The organism is Streptococcus parasanguinis, from assembly GCF_000963275.1.
Lineage (GTDB): Bacteria > Bacillota > Bacilli > Lactobacillales > Streptococcaceae > Streptococcus > Streptococcus parasanguinis_B.
Map to the genome: position 1 here is coordinate 418,001 of NZ_JYOW01000001.1, position 20,259 is coordinate 438,259.

The 20,259-nt window shown below is 42.8% G+C and carries 16 protein-coding genes; 13 read left to right on the plus strand and 3 right to left on the minus strand.

Features of this window, described 5'->3' with window-relative positions; all coding sequences use genetic code 11:
* Positions 1-183: 183 nt before the first annotated feature.
* The 13 genes from pbp2b to TZ97_RS02210 all read left to right on the plus strand — a co-directional run bounded on the left by pbp2b (position 184) and on the right by TZ97_RS02210 (position 16,502).
* Positions 184-2,235 carry a penicillin-binding protein PBP2B gene (pbp2b, locus tag TZ97_RS02150; protein WP_045759220.1) on the plus strand — a complete coding sequence of 684 codons (2,052 nt, stop codon included), beginning with the start codon at positions 184-186 and terminating at the stop codon, positions 2,233-2,235.
* Between the two features lie 10 nt (positions 2,236-2,245).
* Positions 2,246-2,842, plus strand: a complete 597-nt coding sequence (recR, locus tag TZ97_RS02155) for a recombination mediator RecR (RefSeq protein ID WP_003002450.1) — start codon at positions 2,246-2,248, stop codon at positions 2,840-2,842.
* 76 nt (positions 2,843-2,918) lie between these two features.
* Entirely contained in the window at positions 2,919-3,965 is a 1,047-nt protein-coding gene (locus TZ97_RS02160) for a D-alanine--D-alanine ligase (RefSeq protein WP_045759221.1), read from the plus strand.
* Between the two features lie 274 nt (positions 3,966-4,239).
* The gene (locus tag TZ97_RS02165; RefSeq protein WP_045759222.1) at positions 4,240-5,607 is read left to right on the plus strand and encodes a UDP-N-acetylmuramoyl-tripeptide--D-alanyl-D-alanine ligase; all 1,368 of its coding nucleotides are present in this window, start codon (positions 4,240-4,242) and stop codon (positions 5,605-5,607) included.
* Positions 5,608-5,663: 56 nt separating this feature from the next.
* On the plus strand, positions 5,664-6,359 hold the full coding sequence (locus TZ97_RS02170) for a YwaF family protein (protein WP_045759223.1): 696 nt from the start codon (positions 5,664-5,666) through the stop codon (positions 6,357-6,359).
* Between the two features lie 28 nt (positions 6,360-6,387).
* A complete protein-coding gene (locus tag TZ97_RS02175; protein ID WP_045759224.1) occupies positions 6,388-7,074 on the plus strand; it encodes a YwaF family protein in 687 nt (228 codons plus the stop codon).
* Positions 7,075-7,088: 14 nt separating this feature from the next.
* The gene (locus tag TZ97_RS02180) at positions 7,089-7,769 is read left to right on the plus strand and encodes a YwaF family protein (protein WP_045759225.1); all 681 of its coding nucleotides are present in this window, start codon (positions 7,089-7,091) and stop codon (positions 7,767-7,769) included.
* A gap of 58 nt (positions 7,770-7,827) precedes the next feature.
* Positions 7,828-9,753 carry a DUF2207 domain-containing protein gene (locus TZ97_RS02185; RefSeq protein ID WP_045759226.1) on the plus strand — a complete coding sequence of 642 codons (1,926 nt, stop codon included), beginning with the start codon at positions 7,828-7,830 and terminating at the stop codon, positions 9,751-9,753.
* A gap of 186 nt (positions 9,754-9,939) precedes the next feature.
* Positions 9,940-11,487, plus strand: a complete 1,548-nt coding sequence (locus TZ97_RS02190; RefSeq protein WP_045759227.1) for a peptide chain release factor 3 — start codon at positions 9,940-9,942, stop codon at positions 11,485-11,487.
* A gap of 78 nt (positions 11,488-11,565) precedes the next feature.
* Complete coding sequence (locus tag TZ97_RS02195) at positions 11,566-11,946, plus strand: PH domain-containing protein (RefSeq protein WP_004219989.1); 381 nt, start codon at positions 11,566-11,568, stop codon at positions 11,944-11,946.
* Positions 11,947-11,987: 41 nt separating this feature from the next.
* Positions 11,988-12,896, plus strand: coding sequence for a magnesium transporter CorA family protein (locus TZ97_RS02200; RefSeq protein ID WP_003006305.1), 909 nt, complete (start codon positions 11,988-11,990; stop codon positions 12,894-12,896).
* 788 nt (positions 12,897-13,684) lie between these two features.
* Positions 13,685-15,256 (plus strand): DEAD/DEAH box helicase, encoded by a 1,572-nt coding sequence (locus TZ97_RS02205; RefSeq protein WP_045759228.1) that lies wholly within the window; start codon positions 13,685-13,687, stop codon positions 15,254-15,256.
* Positions 15,257-15,608: 352 nt separating this feature from the next.
* On the plus strand, positions 15,609-16,502 hold the full coding sequence (locus TZ97_RS02210) for an aldose 1-epimerase family protein (RefSeq protein WP_045759229.1): 894 nt from the start codon (positions 15,609-15,611) through the stop codon (positions 16,500-16,502).
* Between the two features lie 16 nt (positions 16,503-16,518).
* On the opposite strand, the gene TZ97_RS02215 is transcribed toward TZ97_RS02210, so the two are convergent.
* The 3 genes from TZ97_RS02215 to TZ97_RS02230 form a co-directional block, all read right to left on the minus strand.
* Complete coding sequence (locus TZ97_RS02215; RefSeq protein WP_045759230.1) at positions 16,519-16,782, minus strand: GIY-YIG nuclease family protein; 264 nt, start codon at positions 16,780-16,782, stop codon at positions 16,519-16,521.
* Entirely contained in the window at positions 16,772-17,518 is a 747-nt protein-coding gene (locus TZ97_RS02220; protein WP_045759231.1) for a tRNA1(Val) (adenine(37)-N6)-methyltransferase, read from the minus strand. The genes TZ97_RS02215 and TZ97_RS02220 overlap by 11 nt, the downstream gene beginning before the upstream one ends.
* A gap of 234 nt (positions 17,519-17,752) precedes the next feature.
* Entirely contained in the window at positions 17,753-20,092 is a 2,340-nt protein-coding gene (locus tag TZ97_RS02230; RefSeq protein WP_045759233.1) for a cation-translocating P-type ATPase, read from the minus strand.
* Positions 20,093-20,259: the final 167 nt, after the last annotated feature.

Here is a 20,259-nt window from a genome sequence, read left to right on the forward strand (position 1 = left end):
AACCACCTCACATAAGGTTGTACATGTAAAAAAGTTTGTGTTAATTTCAAGATTGGGCGAGCAGGTCCAATCTTTTTTCTTCATAAAATTCCAGGAAAGGTCCCTTCCTTTTCTTGAGATACTCTTGGAAAAATAGTAAAATGGAAGGTAAGTGTTGATTAGAAAAGAAGGATAGAACATTTCATGAAGAAGAAAATACGGAAGTTTGAGAATCATTCGATAACACGCAGACTCTATCTGCTGTTTAGTTTGATTTGCCTTCTTTTTTTGGTTCTGATTGCCCGACTTGGCTATATGCAGATCTCTCACCAAGCCTACTATACGGATAAATTGGCAAAAGCTACCAAAAAGACGGTCAAACAAGGGAGTGTGCGAGGGCAAATCTATGATGCTTCTGGTAAGCCCTTGGTGGAAAATGTGGGAAAACAAGTCCTGACTTTTACGCGCGATCGTAAAATGACGGCCCAAGAAATGCGAGAGACAGCTGGGAAACTCCTGCAGTATGTCGACGTAGAAAATCCTCAAGTAACCGAACGGCAAGAAGTGGATTACTATCTAGCCAATACCAAGGTCTACCAAGAGGTCGTGGAACACCTGCCTGAGAAAAAGAAATTTGATACCGATGGCAATCGTCTACCAGAAGCTAAAATCTATCAAGCGGCAGTGGACAGCATTGACCCTTCAAAACTCGGTTACACAGATGATGAGAAAAAGATTATCTATCTTTATAGCCAAATGAATGCTGTGGAGAATTTTGCGACGGGGATTATTTCGACGCAAGCACTAGGAGCTGAGCAGATTGCGACCATCGCGGCTGACAGTCAGGACCTTCCTGGAATTGCGATCACGACCAGCTGGGACCGCAAGGTTTTGGATACTCCTTTAGCTTCTATCATCGGAACGGTTTCGACTGAGCAGGCAGGACTTCCAGCAGAAGAAGTCGAGGAATATGTCAAAAAAGGTTATGCCCTCAATGACCGGGTTGGAACATCTTATCTCGAAAAGGAATACGAAAACGTCCTTCAAGGAAAACGCAGTGAAAAAGAAATTCTCCTGGATAAAAATGGCAACATGGATAAAGTGGTAGACATTTCAAAAGGAGCTAAGGGAGAAAACCTCAAGCTCTCGATTGACTTGGATTTCCAAAAAGGGGTGGAAGATATTCTCCGCTCTGCCTTTAGCGCAGAGTTGCAAGCTGGAAATGCGACCTACTCCGAAGGTGTCTATGCTGTAGCCCTTGAGCCTGATACAGGGAAAGTCCTTGCCATGGCAGGGATCAAACACCAGGCTGGTAGTCAAGATTTATCAACCGATGCTTTGGGAACAGTCACCAATGTTTTCGTCCCAGGATCGGTCGTTAAAGGAGCAACCTTGACTTCAGGATGGGAAAATGGTGCCATTTCCGGCAATCAGGTACTGACCGATCAGCCCATTGTTTTTGCAGGATCAGCTCCTATCAATTCTTGGTTTACCCAATACGGCAGTCGCTCCATCAATGCAGTAGAAGCTTTGGAATATTCTTCTAATACCTACATGGTCCAGATTGCTCTTAAGATGATGGGGCAACCCTACACTCCCAATATGACCTTACAAGTGGATCAGGTGGACCCTGCTATGAAAAAATTGCGTTCTACTTTTGCAGAGTATGGTCTTGGAACATCAACGGGGATTGACCTTCCCAATGAATCGACTGGTTTTATTCCAAAAGACTACACAGTCGGCAATTATTTGACCAATGCCTTTGGCCAGTTTGACAACTATACACCGATGCAATTGGCCCAGTATGCGGCAACCGTTGCAAATGATGGGAAGAGGGTGAGTCCTCATGTCGTCGAAGGCATCTATGACAATAATGATCAAGGGGGGCTTGGTCAGTTGAAAAAAGCGATCGAAACCAAGGAGCTCAATCAGGTCCATATCTCAGCGGAGGACATGGCTTTGATCAAGCAAGGGTTCTACCAAGTTGCAAATGGTACGAGTGGGTTAACGACAGGAAAGACTGTGGGTCGAGGTGCTAGTGTGCCCATTAGTGCAAAGACCGGTACAGCTGAAACCACAGTCGATGGAGGCAAACAAGCCATTAATACCAATGTGGTGGCTTATGCACCGTCAAACAATCCAAAGATTGCGGTAGCAGTGGTTTTTCCACATAATACCAATCTACAAGCGACGGTCAGTCATTCCATTACGCGTGACATTATTAACTTATACAATCAGAAACACCCCATGAATTAGAAAGGAAACTATGCTTTATCCAGCACCTATTGCAAAATTAATTGACAGCTATTCGAAGTTGCCAGGAATTGGGATCAAAACAGCGACTCGTCTGGCTTTTTACACCATTGGTATGTCAGATGATGATGTCAATGAATTTGCCAAAAACTTACTGAATGCCAAGCGTGAGCTAGGGTATTGCAGTATTTGTGGCAATTTAACCGATGAAGAAACCTGTGAGATTTGTCGAGATGAAACGCGGGATCCATCCCTCATTCTTGTTGTAGAAGATAGCAGGGATGTATCTGCTATGGAAAATATCCAGGAGTACCACGGTCGCTACCATGTCTTGCATGGCTTGATCTCGCCCATGAATGGCGTGGGACCCGATGACATCAATCTCAAGAGTTTGATTAGTCGCTTGATGGATGGAACAGTCACAGAGGTCATTGTTGCGACCAATGCGACGGCAGATGGGGAAGCGACATCTATGTATATCTCGCGCGTGCTCAAGCCAGCAGGGATCAAAGTGACCCGTTTGGCACGGGGGCTAGCAGTTGGAGCCGATATCGAGTATGCGGACGAAGTGACCTTGCTTCGCGCGATTGAAAATCGGACAGAATTATAAGAGAAGTTCTTTCGAAAGGGCTATCATTGTGGTATACTATCAAGTAAGAAATCAAGGGAACAATTAGGGAGAAACTATGAGTAAACAAGACTTAATCCTGTTGTATGGTGGACGTAGTGCAGAGCGTGAAGTATCTGTTCTTTCAGCAGAAAGCGTGATGCGCGCGATTGATTACCAAGCATTTTCGGTTCAAACCTACTTTATTACGCAGTCAGGAGACTTCATCCAGACGCAAGCTTTTGAAGAGAAACCAGCGGATGATGAGAAATTGATGACCAATGAGACAGTGGACTGGTCTAAAAAAGTGGCTCCATCTGCGATTTACAAGGAAGGAGCAGTGGTCTTTCCAGTTCTTCATGGACCGATGGGAGAAGATGGTTCCATTCAAGGCTTCTTAGAAGTCTTGAAGATGCCTTATGTTGGCTGTGGTATCCTAGCTTCCAGTGTGGCGATGGACAAGATCACGACCAAACGGGTCTTAGAGTCTGCAGGAATTCCGCAAGTTCCTTATGTAGCTGTAGTGGAAGGCGATGACGTGGATGAGAAAATTGCTGCAATTGAAGCGACTCTCTCTTATCCTGTCTTTACCAAACCATCCAATATGGGTTCAAGCGTAGGGATTTCAAAATCTGAAAACCAAACAGAGCTTCGGGCTGCTCTCGAATTGGCCTTCAAATACGATAGCCGTGTCTTGGTAGAACAAGGAGTCAATGCGCGTGAGATCGAAGTTGGACTACTTGGAAACTATGATGTGAAGAGCACCTTGCCAGGTGAAGTTGTGAAAGATGTGGCCTTCTATGATTATGATGCCAAATACATCGACAACAAAATTACCATGGCGATTCCAGCTCAATTGGACCCTGAGGTTGTGAAAACCATGCGGACCAACGCAGAAAAAGCCTTTCGTGCGGTCGGCGGTCTGGGCTTGGCGCGTTGTGATTTCTTCTATACTGATAAAGGAGAGATCTTCTTAAACGAACTCAATACCATGCCTGGATTTACCCAATGGTCTATGTATCCTTTGCTTTGGGACAATATGGGACTCAACTATACAGATTTGATCACCAAGTTAGTAGAGCTTGGAAAAGAAGTCTTCCAAAAACACGAAGCGCATTTGTTGTAAGAAAAGAGAGAGTGGGACAGAAATCGGTAATTCGTTAGAATTCGATTTCGTCGTCCCACCTCCGCACAGTTGAGTAGGGCTGTAAAAGCTGATGAAATCAGCGTAGTAGAGCCCACTCAACTACTGCGTCTTGCTCGACAATCCAAAAACAATCAAGAGGCTAGGACTTCTGTCCCAGCCACTTTTTTTGTGGTCTAGAATATGGTATAATGAGAAGAATTTGAAACGAGCGTCCAAATTTTTGAAGACGCTACGGAGAACTGAGGAGTCGGATATGAATCTCACATTACATGAAGTTGCTCATCTAGTACATGCAAAAAATGATATCAGCCAATTTGAAGATGTGGCCCTCGTCAAGCCTGAATTTGACAGCCGTTTGATTGGGCCGGGAGACCTTTTTGTTCCGTTAAAGGGAGCGCGTGATGGTCATGATTTCATCGAGACCGCTTTTGAAAATGGAGCCGTAGCCACTTTTTCAGAGAAAGTGATTGAAGGCCACCCTTATATTTTGGTGGAAGATGTTTTGAGTGCTTTTCAAACATTGGCTGCAGCCTATCTTCAAAAGACAAAAGTGGATGTTTTGGCTGTGACAGGGTCAAATGGTAAAACAACCACAAAAGATATGTTGGCACAGCTTTTGTCCACTACCTACCTGACCTATAAAACACAGGGAAACTATAATAATGAAATTGGTCTTCCTTATACGGTTCTCCATATGCCAGAAGGGACAGACAAACTCGTCCTTGAAATGGGGCAAGACCATCTAGGAGATATCCATCTCTTGTCAGAACTGGCGCATCCCAAGGTTGCTATTGTTACCTTAATTGGGGAAGCCCATTTGGAATTTTTCAAAGATCGAAGCGAGATCGCAAAAGGAAAACTCCAAATTGCGGATGGCATGCCAGAAGGTGGCCTTCTGGTGGTTCCAGCTGATCCGATCGTGAATGCCTACCTCCCTGAAAAACAAAAAGTGGTCCGCTTTGGTCCAGACGAGGAGATTTTTATTACCGAGTTGGTAGAGCGAAAGGATAGCTTAACTTTCCGTGCTAATTTCTTAGAAGAAGCGATTGACCTGCCAGTAACAGGCAAATACAATGCGACCAATGCCATGATTGCAGCTTATGTTGCCCTGCAAGAAGGAGTGAGCGAAGCGGCGATTCGTGATAGTTTTGCTACCTTGCAATTGACGCGTAACCGCACGGAATGGAAAAAGGCCAGTAACGGAGCAGATATTTTATCCGATGTCTACAATGCTAATCCGACGGCTATGCGCTTGATTTTAGAAACCTTCTCGACTATTCCTGCCAATCCAAATGGCCGAAAATTAGCCGTCCTTGCAGATATGAAAGAACTAGGGGAGCAATCGGTAGATCTGCACAACCAAATGATCCTCAGCCTCTCACCGGATGTCTTGGATACCGTTATTTTCTATGGGCAAGACATTGCGGGCTTGGCTCAATTAGCGAGTCAGATGTTCCCACTTGGACATGTCTATTATTTCAAAAAAACAGCTGAGGAAGACCAGTTTGAGGACATGGTCAAACAAGTCAAGGAAAGCTTAAAAGAGCAGGACCAAATCCTCATCAAGGGAAGCAATTCCATGCATTTAGCCAAATTGGTAGAGGAATTGGAAAAAGCCTAGCAAATGTGAAGGAAGTTATACAAAAATAGGCTACTATAAACTAAAGGAATAAAAAAATGACATTTTGGGATTTATTGATTACGAACCAAAAATCAGCCCCGCCTGAGTTTGGGCTCTGGTATGTTTTCCTACCAGCTTCCTTGTTGGTGGTTGGCTACTTTTCTATCAAATATGCACAGTCTAAAAGCTACCAACGCTTTTGGTATTGGGCACAATTGATTCAAGTTTTGACCATCAATGCTTGGTATATTCTCGCCCACATGCCTTTGACAGACAATTTGCCCTTTTATCATTGTCGCTTGGCTATGCTTGCGATCCTCTTTGCACCTAGAGGGACCTATATCAAGCAATACTTTGCCTTGTTGGGAGTTCTAGGATCCATTGCGGCTTTGGTTTATCCGGCCTTTGATCCCTTCCCATTCCCTCATATTACTGTACTCAATCTGATTTTTAGTCACTGGGCCTTGTTTGCCAATAGTTTGATTTACCTACAGGATTTTTATCAGTCGGAAAAACAGGACAACTTACGGATTGTTAAGATCACCTTTGGTATGAATGCAGTCATCTTTTTGGTCAATCTTTTGACCAGAGGAGATTACGGCTTCTTACGACGTCCACCAATCATTGGAGACCACGGTGCTCTTTTGAACTACCTCTTGGTCAGCATCGTGATGGTGGCTGGTATTTGCTTGGTCAACCAGCGCTACAAATACAAGATGGTTGAAGAGAGTATTGTTTCGCGTTCGGAATAGAAAAAAGAGTAGATGAGGGAAAGAAATCATGGCACTTTGGGACTTATTTTTTACCAGTCAACCAACATCCCCTCCTCGATTGGGGGTCTGGTATTTCTTATTGCCGACTTCTTTGGTAGTGGTGGGAGTTCTGTCCGTTCGATTTGCTCACTCCAAAAGCTACCAAACCTTTTGGTATTGGGGACAGTTGATCCAGTTGCTCATCATCAACTCTTGGTATTTAGCAGCTCGCTTGCCTTTTTCAGAGAGTCTTCCCTTCTATCATAGCCGGATGGCCATGTGGATTATTCTTTTGGCCCCCAAGGGAAGCTTCAAGCAATATTTTGCCCTCGTGGGAGTCTTTGGCTCCATTATGGCCTTGGTTCATCCTGTTTTTTATCCCTACCCTTTTCCTCACGTTTCCTCGATCAACAATGTCTTTGGTCACTGGGCCCTCTTGGCCAACTGCCTAATCTATCTGGTTCAATCCTACCAGGTGGAAGAAGGGGCCGTTTGGAAGATCTGTCAGATGACGTTTGGGGTCAATGCCATTATTGTTCTAGCCAACCTTGTAACGGGCGGAAACTATGGCTTTCTGCGTCGACCACCTGTGCTAGGAGACCATGGCCTTGTTCTCAACTATTTCATCGTGACAGTCCTAATGACGGGGACACTGATCCTCATCAATACTATCGTTCAGTACAGTAAGAAAAGAAGAATACCTGAATCTGTTTAAATAAGGAGGGTTTTATGCATCAATTTTTCACTACAGAATCAACAGAACCACCAGCAATCTCAGCACTTTGGTATAGTGTGATGGTCTTGTTAATTGTGACAGCGATCATGATGTCACTTCGCTATTATCAGAATGAGCAATTTCGCAAATGCTTTCAATACTTACAAGGCTTCCAGTTAATTTGCTTGTATCTTTGGTATTTTGCCTACCACATTCCTTGGTCCAACAGTTTACCATTTTATCATTGCCGCTTGGCCATGTTTGCGGTCTTGTTTTTACCAGACAGATGGAAAAGCAAACAGTTCTTTGCCTTGATGGGAGTGAGTGGAGCCATCTTTGCTTTGGGCTATCCAGTCTTTGATCCCTACATTTTCCCTCATATTACGAGCTTTTCTTTCCTCCTCGGACATTACTGTCTCCTGATCAATTCCTTGATTTATCTCCTGAGATGGTATGATCGAAACCTCTTAAAAAATAGTCAGATTGTTCTCTATACCTTTGTTTTAGATTTATTCCTGGTTGGAGTCAATCAATTGACGGGAGGTAATTATGGTTTGATGGCCCGCCCTCCGATTATGAGAGGGGATAAGGTGTGGCTCAACTACCTGGTTGTATCTAGTATTTTAGCCCTTGCTTTATTACTCTTTAATCAGATCTTCAATCGTAGAAGTGAGCGGGTAAAAGTGAGAAAATAACCAGTATAAAGGTTGGGGCATCTCTGTCTCAACCCTGTTTTATATCAAAGGAGAATATATGAAGCGTTTCTTGCTAATGATCTCCCTCGTTTGGAGTTTGTTTTGTACAATAACGACAGCATATGCGGATGAAGAAGTTCGCTATTCGATTGAATCCTATGTAGGACACCTCCAATTGCGGGAAGATAGCCAGGCAACATTTACACAAGAGATCACCTATCAGTTTCAGACAGGCTATCATGGTCAATATGTGACCTTAGGAAGCGCTGATCCTCTTCCAAAAGGGTTTAAGATTCATCGTAATCCTGAGGTGGAAGCCTATGTGGATGGGGAAAAACGAGAGATTCGTGTAGAGGAAACAGACCTGGAAGATGGCCGTCAATTAAAAATATACAATGCCCGTATCGTCGGTGGCACGGTCAAGATCAAAGTGAAATGGAAGATTGATCATCTCTTGACTTTCTACAAGGATATTGCAGAACTGAATTGGTTTCCTATTTCAGATGGAGATGAGAAAGTCGCGAAATTAGATTTTTATGTGGATGGCTTGGATGCTAAGCAGGGAAAACTGTATGCCCATACTGGTTACTTTAATCCACCAGCCCAAGTCGAACGGACTGAAACTGGTTATCATATTTGGACAAAGGATTTTCCAAAAAATGGAAAGCTCGAACTGCATGCCTATTGGCCAATGACAGAAGCCCTGCGTCGAGACCAAGCAAATGAGATTAACAAGGGAAATGGAAAAGAGAAATTTCTCAAAAAAGAGAAATCCATTGAACAAAAAACGTTCCTCTATCGGACACTACTACTTAAGGTTGTACCAATTGTATCGATTCTTTTATTTATCCTCGCTTTCATTCCATGGATCCGGTATTTTATCAGTACCAGAACTCGTCGGATTGCAAAAGGAGTACGATTATACGAACCACCACAGAATTTACCTCCTCTTGTCCTAGCTAAGGCACTGTATCAACTTGATTTTGAACGGATGGTGATATCTAGAGAGAAAGGACCATTAAAATTCAATCATCTCATCCAAGCAACTATATTGGATCTCATTGATCGAGGAAATCTTCGTTTGACTAGGAATGAAAATGGGGAAACCTTGACCTGTCTCCATTATGAAGGCTTGGCTGATTTTGAATTGAAGTTTATTGAAATGATCTTTGATCAAGAATCTGAAATCAATATCAGTGAAGTATTTTCAAGGTATAAAATCGACAAAGCAGCCTTAAAAAAAGATTTTCGAGCTGCTAAATCAGACACACAACGAGACCGTATTCGAAAAGTCGGAAGTGCCGTTCAATCGCTTTTAAAAAAGGATGCCCAGCAATTGTCAAAAGGGGTAGAAAAGGAAATTGCAAAATTAGGATTGCCTTCTTATTTTAGAGACTTATCTGAAAAAGAAGAAGCTTTTTCTAAAACAGGCTGTGCCCTACACTTTTGGCTCTTACTTATCTTATTTGTGAGCATGTGTTTCTTATCTCTTGGATTTGGATCACACCTATCTTCATTCTATTTTTGGATTATTTTACTTTTGGTTTTGTTATTCATTCCATTTTATATTGTTGTGAAAATCCGTGAAGATCATCTACAATCCTTAGAGAACTTGGATTCACAATTCCAATGGATGGCCTTTCGAAATATGATCGAAAGTATTCCAAATTTCAACCAAGCAGAACTTGAGAGTGTCATCCTATGGAATCGCATCTTAGTCTATGCAACCATGTATGGCCAAGCAAAAAAAGTGAGCCAGGTACTCCAAAATCATCAGATTCCCTTACCATATGAAGACTGGGACACCGTTCTTTGGCTAACAACCTCCCCAAATACCTTCCTAGACGGCTCTACCTTGATGAACTATGCAGATGATTCCTATAGTGTTTCAAGCTTCTCTATTAACTCTTCAGATGGCAGTGGCGGCTTTGACGGCGGTGGCTTCTCTGATGGTGGCGGTGGCGGAGGATTTGGTGCCTTTTGATAGCCGTGAAAAGAAGACTAGAATCTACGGATTTTGGTCTTTCTTTTTGCTTTCAAAGAAGAATCATCGTTGAAAAAAGTGCCTATTTTCGCTATAATAGGACAGATAGAGAAATTGAGGAGAAATCCGATGTAGAGATGAATTTGTAAATTTATCAGAAAAATAAAAAGAGAAAGAATTAGGAATATGAACGTACAAGAAGAAATTAAAAAACGCCGTACCTTTGCCATTATCTCCCACCCGGATGCTGGTAAAACGACGATTACAGAGCAGTTGCTCTACTTTGGGGGAGAGATTCGGGAAGCCGGTACTGTCAAAGGGAAGAAAACAGGAAACTTTGCTAAATCTGACTGGATGGATATCGAGAAGCAACGTGGGATTTCGGTAACCTCATCTGTTATGCAGTTCGACTATGATGGCAAACGGGTCAATATCCTTGATACGCCAGGGCACGAGGACTTCTCAGAAGATACTTATCGGACCTTGATGGCGGTGGACGCTGCCGTCATGGTGGTAGACTCTGCCAAAGGGATTGAAGCTCAAACCAAGAAATTGTTTGAGGTTGTGAAACACCGTGGCATTCCCGTCTTTACCTTTATGAATAAGCTGGACCGTGACGGTCGTGAGCCACTGGACCTCTTACAAGAATTAGAAGAAGTCTTGGGAATCGCCAGTTACCCAATGAACTGGCCGATTGGGATGGGGAAAGCCTTTGAGGGACTCTATGACCTTTATAACCAACGTTTGGAACTCTATAAAGGAGACGAGCGTTTTGCTAGTCTAGAAGACGGAGACAAGCTTTTTGCCAACAACCCTTTCTACGAGCAAGTAAAAGACGATATCGAACTCTTGCAAGAAGCAGGAAATGACTTTTCAAAAGAAGCCATCCTTGCGGGTGAATTGACTCCCGTCTTCTTCGGCTCAGCCTTAACCAATTTTGGAGTACAGACTTTCTTGGAAACCTTCCTCAAGTTTGCTCCGGAGCCACACGGCCACAAGAAGACAGATGGCGAACTTGTCGATCCTTATGACAAGGATTTCTCAGGCTTTGTCTTTAAAATCCAAGCCAATATGGACCCTCGTCACCGCGACCGGATCGCCTTTGTGCGGATCGTATCTGGCGAATTTGAGCGTGGGATGAGCGTCAACCTGCCTCGTACTGGTAAGGGCGCTAAGTTATCTAACGTGACTCAATTTATGGCCGAAAGCCGTGAAAATGTCAGCAATGCTGTAGCAGGAGACATCATCGGGGTTTACGATACCGGTACTTATCAGGTTGGAGATACTTTGACAGTGGGCAGAAACAAGTTTGAATTTGAACCACTGCCAACCTTTACGCCTGAAATCTTCATGAAAGTGTCAGCTAAGAACGTCATGAAGCAAAAATCCTTCCACAAAGGGATTGAGCAATTGGTGCAAGAAGGAGCTATTCAGCTCTATACCAACTACCAAACAGGTGAATACATGTTAGGTGCCGTTGGTCAACTTCAGTTTGAAGTCTTTAAGCACCGGATGGAAAATGAATACAATGCCGAAGTGGTCATGAGCCCAATGGGTAAAAAGACCGTTCGCTGGATCAAACCAGAAGACTTAGATGAGCGCATGTCTTCAAGCCGGAATATCTTGGCGAAGGACCGCTTTGACCAACCTGTCTTCCTCTTTGAAAACGACTTTGCCCTCCGCTGGTTTGCGGATAAGTATCCAGATGTTGAGCTGGAAGAAAAGATGGGGTAAGGAACGATTCAAAATCGATCCATAACAATAGAATAAGAAAACGAAAATCTATCCGTTTTCGCTTATAAAGGAGAAATGATGGGATTATTAAGTGGTTTGATGGGCAATGCCTCTCAAAAGAATGTTGATAAAGTAGAAAGAGATCTGGAAGATATCTTGGTGCCGGGAGAGCAAGTCACACTTGCTTTTAGCTTGATTCGTGATTTAATCGTCTTTACAGAGTTTCGTTTGATCTTGGTGGATAAGCAAGGAGTAACAGGAAAGAAAACGTCCTACAAATCCCTTCCTTATCGCTCGATCTCTCGATTTTCAGTCGAAACTTCCGGTCATTTTGATTTGGATGCCGAATTAAAAATCTGGGTCTCTTCTGCAGTCGAGCCTTCAGAAGTTTTACAATTCAAGAGTGACAGCAGCGTCATTGAAATCCAGCAAGCATTAGCCAGTGCAGTTTTTAAATAAAAATATCATTTTGATAGAGAACAGTTGAGAAAGGAGACGGAATGTTTATCGAAAAACAATTGGGTCAAGATCGGAAATGGATCAATATCGACTCGGATATGATTGCTGAAAACTCATATCTTTATAAAAAATACGAGATTGACAAAGAAACCATTGAGTACGCGATGGATAAGAACGAACGTGCCCATATGGATTATAATCGAGAAAACGGTACGATCACATTTATCTACAATGTATTGGATTTAGAAAAGGACAAGGAATACTACGAAACCATCCCTATGACCTTTATCGTTCAAGATACGCGACTCGTGACCATCAGTAACCAGGACAATGCCTATATCATTGAACAAATGGTTCGCTATTTGGAAAGCCATGGGGAGTTGTCGATCTATAAGTTGCTTTTTGCAGGTCTTGAAATGATCAGTAATGCTTATTATCCGATTATTGATCGCTTAGATAAGCACAAGGATGAACTCAATCGTTTGCTTCGAAAGACAACGACGACCAAGAATCTTTATGCCCTGTCTGACCTTGAGACCGGTATGGTGTATCTGGTCGCAGCAGCCAAGCAAAATCGGATGTTGCTAGAACATATTAAAGCGCATGCCATTTATCGCAGGATGAATGATGTTGAAAAAGAGCAGTTTGATGATGCCATGATCGAAGCGCGTCAGTTGGCTTCGATGACTGAGTTGATTTCCAATGTCTTGCAACAGTTGTCAGGATCTTACAACAATATCCTAAACAACAACTTGAATGACAATTTGACAACCCTAACCATCTTTGAAGCCTTGTTGGCGGTTTTAGCCGTTATCACCGGTTTCTTTGGAATGAATATCCCTCTTCCGATGACAAAGGATCCCAATGCTTGGATTTATGTATCCGTATGTAGCTTTATATTATGGCTCATTTTGGGAAAGGTTATGCGGTGGATTGTGAAACAAAGATAAAAAAGAGGCTTGGAGAAATCCGAGCCTCTTCGTATCTAGAATAATCTGAGAAATAGGAACCATCTAGACACCTGCCCTCCTCTCCAAAGAAGGGGCAGTGTGAATAGTTCATTGACTGTACAAAATCTTCTTGGAAATAGTAGGAGTAGATTTAATAGTACTGAGTGGTTCTAAATAAATCAGAACTTAGAATAAATCGTTGAATCAGATAAAATGATCCTATTTCTTTATACAGAAATATTTTAGATACTAACTGTATTATACATATTTATTTGTAAAAACGCAAGAACTACCAAAAAAAGTTTTTCCGAAGTTTTTATACTCCTATTTAAAGGGATTCTTGAACGGTGTCAGAAGAAAGTCAGCTAAATCTAGGGGAAACTGCCCTCTTGACTATTTTCAAGTTTTTAAAAATTTTTCCTAAAAAATAAAATTATTCTCCTTTGACTATCATTTGGTCGTCCATTGTGTTATACTAGATAAGTTGCAAACTTGTATGAGAGAAATGCTGGTGAGATGGAACAATTAGAAAAGGAATGTTGGTCAATCTCCCACAAGGAGGATCTTGGTGTCTTTTCGTTTGGAAAACGACTTTAATCAACCAAATCCGCTAGTGCGAAAACATTTTTCGCAGAAGGGAATTCCATAAAAAAACGATTGGGTTTTCCTTTAGATGAGTCTTGCGACAGGTAACCGGGAAGGAGACTTCCTATGCAATCAGTGCGTTTTCGCATTGAAAAGAAGTGTGATAAAGTGGCTTCGCACCACTTTTTAGAAAGAAGAAAGAATTGAAATTCAATGAATTTAACTTATCTGCTGAATTATTAGCAGAAATTGAAAAAGCTGGCTTTGTAGAAGCGAGCCCCATCCAAGAACAAACCATTCCTTTGGCCCTTGAAGGAAAAGATGTCATTGGTCAAGCGCAAACAGGGACCGGTAAAACGGCTGCTTTCGGTCTTCCAACGTTGGAGAAGATTGATGTAAATAACACAGTGATTCAAGCCCTTGTTATTGCCCCAACGCGTGAATTGGCCGTTCAAAGTCAGGAAGAATTGTTCCGCTTTGGACGCAGTAAGGGTGTTAAAGTTCGCTCTGTCTATGGTGGATCAAGCATTGAAAAGCAAATTAAAGCTTTGAAGTCAGGTGCTCACATCGTTGTGGGAACACCTGGACGCTTGCTAGATTTGATCAAGCGCAAGGCCTTGAAGCTCGATCATATTGAAACCTTGATCCTGGATGAAGCAGATGAAATGCTCAACATGGGCTTCTTAGAAGATATCGAAGCCATCATTAGCCGTGTCCCAGAAACACGCCAAACATTGCTCTTTTCAGCAACGATGCCAGAAGCCATCAAACGCATCGGTGTTCAGTTTATGAAAGAGCCAGAACACGTTAAGATTGCGGCCAAAGAATTGACAACCGATTTGGTTGATCAATACTATATTCGTGTCAAAGAAGGCGAAAAATTCGATACCATGACTCGATTGATGGATGTCGAGCAGCCTGAACTTGCCATCGTCTTTGGTCGGACCAAACGCCGGGTCGATGAATTGACTCGTGGCTTGAAGATTCGTGGTTTCCGGGCAGAAGGAATTCACGGAGATTTGGATCAAAACAAACGCCTCCGAGTCCTACGTGACTTTAAAAATGGGAACTTGGACGTCTTGGTAGCAACAGACGTTGCGGCACGTGGCTTGGATATTTCAGGTGTTACCCATGTCTACAACTACGATATTCCACAAGATCCAGAAAGCTATGTTCACCGGATCGGACGGACAGGTCGTGCTGGGAAAACAGGGCAATCCATTACCTTTGTATCGCCAAATGAAATGGGCTATTTGCAAATCATTGAGAACTTGACCAAAAAGCGGATGAAGGGAATGAAACCTGCAACAGCAGAAGAAGCCTTCCAAGCGAAAAAACAAGTAGCGCTGAAGAAAATTGAGCGAGACTTTGAAGATGAAAAAATCCGGACCAACTTTGAGAAGTTTGGCAAGGATGCTCGCAAATTGGCTGCAGAATTCACTCCTGAAGAATTGGCTATGTATATTTTGAGCTTGACCGTTCAAGATCCAGATAGTCTTCCAGAAGTTGAAATTGCGCGTGAAAAACCATTGCCATTTAAACCATCCGGTGGTGGCTTTGGTGGAAAAGGAAAAGGTGGCCGTGGGAATGGCCGTCGTGGAGACCAACGCCGTGACCGAAATCGCAGAGATGACCGTGAAGGTGGACGCCGTGATTTCAAACGCAAGTCCAATAAAAATAGCCGAGACTTTGAAGGTAAAGGCAACAAACGTCCTCATCGTACTTCTAATGAAAAGAAAAATGGATTTGTCATCCGCAACAAAGGGGATAAATAAGTCCTAAAGACGGTCTAGCAATAGGCCGTCTTTTTAATGAAAATCAAAAATACAAGGGTTAACTAGCTGTTAACCCTTGTATATTTATAAGGAGACCTAAATGATAACTGACTCTTTTAGAAAAATGTATCATGATAAGGAGCATCCTAAAAAAGTCAGAAAACAGAAAGAACGGATTCCTAAAACGGAATGTTTCTGTTAACATATTAAGTTTACAATTATTTCTAAGCTTTGTCAAGGTTTTTTTCTTATATTTTTAAAAATTTTTAACGAAAAAGATAAAAATTGACAATCTTAGCTAAAAGGTTATAATGAATATAATAACTATATTAATCATAAAGAGGTGGCGTCCATGGTGATTGCATTAAAAAACGATGATCTAGAAGTACAATGTAAGACATTTGGAGGGGAATTGAGCTCCATTCGTAATAAAGAAGGCATAGAATATCTCTGGCAGGGGGATCCAGAGTATTGGTCAGGACAAGCGCCGGTTCTGTTTCCGATTTGCGGGAGTGTTCGTAATGGCCAAGTACAGTATCATCTAAAAGATGGAGTGAAGACAGGCCAGCTTCCAAGACACGGCCTCATTCGCAAGAGAGAGTTTGAACTCAAAGAACAAACAGACCATCGTCTTGTCTTTGAAATCACCTCAAACGACGAGAGCTTACAAAATTATCCCTACCATTTTCGAGTGGAAATCGATTATGAATTGAAAGGGAAAGAGATCACCATCACGTATCGCGTGCAAAATTTAGAGTCAGATCAAGTCATGCCTTATTTCATTGGAGGGCATCCAGCCTTTCGTTGTCCCCTTTTAGCAGATGAAGACTATGAAGACTACGAGTTGATTTTTGAAAAAGAAGAAAGCTGTAGCGTTCCTCTCTTGTTCACAGAAACCGGTTTGGTTGATCGCCTGCAGCGGACGCCATTTTTAGACCATAGCCGTAGCCTACCTTTGCGCCATGAACTGTTTGAAAAAGACGCCATTATTTTAGATCAGTTAGCCTCTAAATCTGTGCAGCTCCTCTCGAAAAAATCTGGTAAAGGTTTGGAATTTGCCTTTGCAGATTTTGAGAATCTCGTCCTTTGGTCTACCAATAACAAGGGGCCTTTCATTGCCTTGGAGCCTTGGACGGGTATTTCCACATCTGCAGAAGAGGGCGATTTCTTCGAAGATAAAAAAGGTGTGATCCAGTTGGCTCCTCAAGAAACACGGAGTCACCAGTACCGTATCACCATTTTGTAAATGAAAAACCGTTGGACTATGGAGTCCGACGGTTCTTTTTGATATAGTTTAGCTTTGCTTGGCGCGATTTCTTTTTAAAGAGAGACTCGGCAGACATAGCAGAGGGTTTATCTGGATAGGATTCTTGGTAAAGAAGTTTAACGGGGAGGCGAGCCCGTGTGTATTTGGCGCCTTTTCCAGCATTGTGAGTCTTTAGGCGTTTTTCGACATCTGTGGTGTAGCCAGTGTAGAGGGAGCCATCCGCACACTCTAGGACATACATGTAAGCCTTAGTTTCCATAGTAGATCTCATGAATCTCGTCTGTATAGCTGCCGTCTTCATTGTGAATAAAGAGGGGAGGCAGAATTTTTAAACCATCCAGTGAGCCATCTTTGATCGCCTCAATCAATAACATATTCGCCTCTTTGGTCACTTTGGGATAGACAAACTGGATCCGCTTAGGTGCAAGATTGTAACGCTTCATGGTTTCGATGATATCTAAAAAGCGATCTGGACGATGGACCATCGCTAAGCGACCATTTGATTTGAGAACTCGCTGGGCCACATGGCAAATCTCATCTAAATTGGTGGTAATTTCATGCCGAGCTAAGAGGTAGTGTTCACTCTCATTGAGATTGGAATGCTCATCTACCTTGAAATAAGGAGGATTGCAGAGGATAATATCCACCTTACTCCCCCCGATATGTTGAGGCAAATGCTTGAGGTCATCGGTGATCATGGACATTTGCTGGTTCAAGCCATTGAGATCAATGGAGCGGGTTGCCATATCCGCTAGACGTTCCTGTATTTCGACACCAATGATCTGGGACTCTGTACGAGTACTCGCAAAAAGTCCCACGGCCCCATTTCCAGCGCAGAGATCTACGATCAAGCCCCGCTTGGGCAATTTTGGAAAGCGCGAGAGCAGGACGCTATCCACGGAGTAACTAAAGACTTCCCGATTTTGTATGATTTTCACATCACTTGAAAAGAGTTGATTGACGCGCTCGCCGTCTTTTAATTCGATATCTGTCATGGCTCTATTATAGCATGAAAAGAAGCTTGGGGAAAGATCGATAAAACATAAAAAGAGAGTGAGACAGAAATCGGTAATTCGTAAGAATTCGATTTCGTCGTCCCACCTCCGCACAGTTGAGTAGGGCTGTTAAAGCTGATGAAATCAGCGTAGTAGAGCCCACTCAACCACTGCGTCTTGATCGACAATCCAAAAATAATTGAGAGGCTAGGACTTTTGTTCCAGCCTCTTTTTTTAATCAAATTCATATTTTTGGAGAATCGTAGTGAGGATAAAGACTCCTGTAAAGATAGCCATCAATGCCAGATAAACTGGGAAAGTAGTGGTTGTAAGGAGGGAAATCTCGATCAAGTTTTTCAACACGACCGCAGATGCGTAGAATCCTACTACAGAGAAGATGATGAGGAGGGCCCGCCAGATATTTAGTGGCAGGCAAGCACGGATAACGGATAGGAAACCGATGGATCCAAGTAAGTAGTAGGATACAGTAGACATATCGGCTGCAGACCAACCATGGCTTGCTCCCCAAAGGCGAATGAACAAGACACTAAAGACGACCATCAAGGCGCTTGGTAAGGCTAACAGAAGGGAACGTCTCAAGAAGTGTTTTTCAACCGGTTTGATATTGCGTTCAAAGGTCAACACAAATGGTGGGAATCCTTCGACGAATTGGTCGATCAGGGTGATTTGAATAGGAATGAAAGGGAAAATCAGCAAATAGTTGACGTTAAAGAAGAGAGCACTGGCAATACAGATGATAGCCAAGAGGAAGGAATAGATCGTTTTGATAAAGAAGATTGGAGCGATTCGTCCAATGTTATTCACCACACGACGGCCTTCAAAAAGAATTTCTGGAACGTCATTAAAGTCAGAGTTTAAAAGAACAATATTGGCAATTTGACGAGTTGCTGGATCTCCCTCTGCCATCACGATGGAGCAGTCTGCTTCACGAAGAGCAAGGATATCATTGACCCCATCTCCTGTCATAGCAGTCGTCCGACCAGCTGCTTTCAAGGTTTGGATAAGCAGTTTTTTCTGGTGAGGAGACACGCGCCCAAAGATAGCTGTTTCTTCTGCTTGATCCACTAATTGATCATCAGAAATTTTTGAACAATCGATGTAGTTCTCATAATTTTTGAAGCCAGCTTGTTGAGCGATATAAGAGACCGTCACAGGGTTATCACCGGAGATGATTTTGAGATCCACTCCTTGAGAGCGCAAATACTCAAGAGTATCTGAAGCCCCTTCACGAATGGGGTCTGTAATCTCAATAACGGCAATCCCTTCAAGATTTTCAGGCAGTTTCAATTCCTGCATGCTGATCAGTTCTGAACTGTGAGCCAAGACGAGCACCCGCGATCCACGGGCTTGTGCTTCGACGACAGCAGCCGGATTTTCTTTAAGGAGCATTTCAGGAGCACCGAGAAAGACGGTTCCAAGGTTGGATAGGTGCATGGCTCCCCATTTCCGATCACTTGAGAAAGGAATAATGTTTTCCGCAGTATAAGCATGCTCCAACTCCCCATAAGCCTTGCGAATAGCTTGAGCAGTAGGATTGGTGTCCTCGCTATATTGCATGTAGGCAGAGAGGATGACCTGGATCGTCTGTTCCGAAAAATGATCAGATAAACTATGGAGAGATTCGACTGTCATCTTCCCTTGAGTGATGGTACCGGTCTTATCAAGACACAAGGTATCCACACGCGCCAAGGTTTCTACTGAGTACATTTCTTGGACAAGAACCTTGCGCATACCGAGCTTAATAACCGCTGTCAAAAGAGACGTAACTGTCAGTAAAGCGATCCCCTTTGGCAACATTCCCAAGAGAGCTGTGGAAGAATTCACGACAGAATCTTTGATTGGCAGCATCTTGATCAACAGTGCTTCAAAGAAGAGGGCAAGGCCAAATGGGATGATAATTTTACCAGTGAAGCTAGAAATTTTCGCTAAGTTATAAAGAATACGCGAATTGATAGGCTTCAGGGTTTTAGCTTCCATCATCAGTTTGTTGGCATAGTTGTTTGCTCCAACCCGCTTGACACGGGCATAGACTTGACCACTGGCAATATAACTACCAGAAAGCAGTTCATCGCCAACTTCTTTTAAGACCAGATCACTCTCACCAGTCAGCATAGCCTCATTGGCTTCTGCAATACCAGACATGACTTCGGCATCACTAGGGATCTGCTCACCTGAAGATAAGAGCATTAAATCACCCAGAACAAGCTTTTCTGGTGGAATCGCATCTTTTTCCCCGTCTCGAATGACAGTCACTAGCTCACGACTCATGAGATTGAGTTTATCAATCATCCGCTTGGCGCGCATCTCGGTCATGATCCCTGTAATGGCATTGAAGCAAATGACTGCGAAAAAGATCATATTGCTCCAGGCCTGTACAGCAGCCAAGGCCACAGCAATCACAAAGTTTAAGGTATTAAACAAGGTGAAGACGTTGCGCTTGATAATTTGCCAGGTGCTGGTACTTGTATTCGTTGTAAAATCATTGGTTTGTCCGCGATCCATTTTCTTGCGGACTTCACTGAGGGACAAGCCCTTTAAATCAATAGTTTCCATAGACAATATGATATCATTTTTTTGAGAAAAAGACTATCTAGAATCGGTCCGCTGAGACATTTTTTATCTAAAAAAGGTTTGCGGTCAAAATCAGGATACGGTATAATAAGAAAGAACCTTTTACAGGATGGAATATCTTGTAGAGAGACGAATGAAATGGATTTGAG

Excerpts from the sequence above, each read along its gene's own strand:
- pbp2b (WP_045759220.1), top strand. The coding sequence starts at position 184 with ATGAAGAAGAAAATACGGAAGTTTGAGAATCATTCGATAACACGCAGA.
- recR (WP_003002450.1), top strand. The coding sequence starts at position 2,246 with ATGCTTTATCCAGCACCTATTGCAAAATTAATTGACAGCTATTCGAAG.
- TZ97_RS02160 (WP_045759221.1), top strand. The coding sequence starts at position 2,919 with ATGAGTAAACAAGACTTAATCCTGTTGTATGGTGGACGTAGTGCAGAG.
- TZ97_RS02165 (WP_045759222.1), top strand. The coding sequence starts at position 4,240 with ATGAATCTCACATTACATGAAGTTGCTCATCTAGTACATGCAAAAAAT.
- TZ97_RS02170 (WP_045759223.1), top strand. The coding sequence starts at position 5,664 with ATGACATTTTGGGATTTATTGATTACGAACCAAAAATCAGCCCCGCCT.
- TZ97_RS02175 (WP_045759224.1), top strand. The coding sequence starts at position 6,388 with ATGGCACTTTGGGACTTATTTTTTACCAGTCAACCAACATCCCCTCCT.
- TZ97_RS02180 (WP_045759225.1), top strand. The coding sequence starts at position 7,089 with ATGCATCAATTTTTCACTACAGAATCAACAGAACCACCAGCAATCTCA.
- TZ97_RS02185 (WP_045759226.1), top strand. The coding sequence starts at position 7,828 with ATGAAGCGTTTCTTGCTAATGATCTCCCTCGTTTGGAGTTTGTTTTGT.
- TZ97_RS02190 (WP_045759227.1), top strand. The coding sequence starts at position 9,940 with ATGAACGTACAAGAAGAAATTAAAAAACGCCGTACCTTTGCCATTATC.
- TZ97_RS02195 (WP_004219989.1), top strand. The coding sequence starts at position 11,566 with ATGGGATTATTAAGTGGTTTGATGGGCAATGCCTCTCAAAAGAATGTT.
- TZ97_RS02200 (WP_003006305.1), top strand. The coding sequence starts at position 11,988 with ATGTTTATCGAAAAACAATTGGGTCAAGATCGGAAATGGATCAATATC.
- TZ97_RS02210 (WP_045759229.1), top strand. The coding sequence starts at position 15,609 with ATGGTGATTGCATTAAAAAACGATGATCTAGAAGTACAATGTAAGACA.
- TZ97_RS02215 (WP_045759230.1), bottom strand. The coding sequence starts at position 16,782 with ATGGAAACTAAGGCTTACATGTATGTCCTAGAGTGTGCGGATGGCTCC.
- TZ97_RS02220 (WP_045759231.1), bottom strand. The coding sequence starts at position 17,518 with ATGACAGATATCGAATTAAAAGACGGCGAGCGCGTCAATCAACTCTTT.
- TZ97_RS02230 (WP_045759233.1), bottom strand. The coding sequence starts at position 20,092 with ATGGAAACTATTGATTTAAAGGGCTTGTCCCTCAGTGAAGTCCGCAAG.